The organism is Vibrio sp. 10N.261.55.A10 (assembly GCF_041470825.1).
In the GTDB taxonomy this organism is placed as follows: Bacteria; Pseudomonadota; Gammaproteobacteria; order Enterobacterales; family Vibrionaceae; genus Vibrio; species Vibrio crassostreae_C.
Window position 1 is genome coordinate 1 of record NZ_JBFRNC010000126.1, and the last position, 1,220, is coordinate 1,220.

1 protein-coding gene is annotated in these 1,220 nt (G+C 46.0%); it reads left to right on the forward strand.

The features are described 5' to 3' along the window. Nucleotides 1-1,220 (forward strand): cadherin-like domain-containing protein (locus tag AB4274_RS22150; protein ID WP_372113246.1); only part of this gene is annotated, 1,220 nt, incomplete at both ends.

A 1,220-nucleotide genomic window follows, 5' to 3' on the forward strand; every position in this document is an offset into this window, starting at 1 on the left:
CGTGGCACTGCAATTGACCAGCTTGGTGAAGGGCAAAGCCTAACCGATGCGATTACAGTCCATTCAAAAGATGGTACAACACACGATATTGTCATCACCATTCACGGCAGTAACGACAGACCTTACTGTTCATCTGAAGTGGTGCTTGCAAATGGCAGTGAAGATACACGCCAAACCTTAACCACTGCGCAACTATTAGCGAATACCGTCGATGTGGATGCCAATGACGCCGGTAAGCTAACCATTGAAAACCTCCATGTCGACCATGGCTCTATTCTAAACAATGCCGATGGTACGTTTACGTTTACCCCAGAGAAAGACTATAACGGCGATGTACACTTCAGCTATGACGTTAAGGATGCACACGGTGGTGTGACCCACACCGGCGCAACCACCAACTTAGCTGCGGTTAACGACAACCCTGATGTGACACCTTTAACCGACAGTGTCAGTGAGGGGGTCGATAATCATCACACCCTCAATCTGCTAGTAGGTGCCACAGACAAAGACGGCGACGCTTTAACCATCAGTCACCTTGAATATGCCATCGATGGTCAACTTCAGGCAGGGAAAATCCCCGCAGGTATCACCTTAGATACTGATGGTCATACATTAATTGTTGATGCCACCAATCCCGCATTTAACCATTTGGCCAATGGTCAGTCGCAACAAATCGCTATCACCTATCAAGTAGAAGATGGCCATGGTGGAAGTACGCAACAAACCGCCACGCTTACGATTGCCGGGACAGATGATAAAGCCACACTGGTTTCTAATGTCATTCAGCTCACTGAAACACAAGCGCTGGATAGCGAATTTAAATCCTATAGAGGCCAGCTTCAGCTTATCGATCCAGATAGTGGCGATAACACACAATTTCTCCATAGTGGTAAATATTTGGGTCAAGGTTTTTCTCCAGGTTATTTTGATGTTTTTCCAGACGGGTCTTATCAATTTAGTTTACAAGGAGCCAACAAACGCTATGCAGATGACCATATTGCTAGTTTGCGAACTGGCGAATCAATGCAGATCCCCTATGAAGTTGAAACCAGTGACGGTCAGAAGCTGACAATCATGGTTAAAGTGATTGGCGAAGATAACCAAGCAAGAATTGAAGTGACGCCATACTCCAGCCTCAATAATCATGTTTACGAAGATCACACTTCCTTTGGCAATACCACTAATCAGCTCAGCAGTGGTGGCACGTTACACGTGATTGA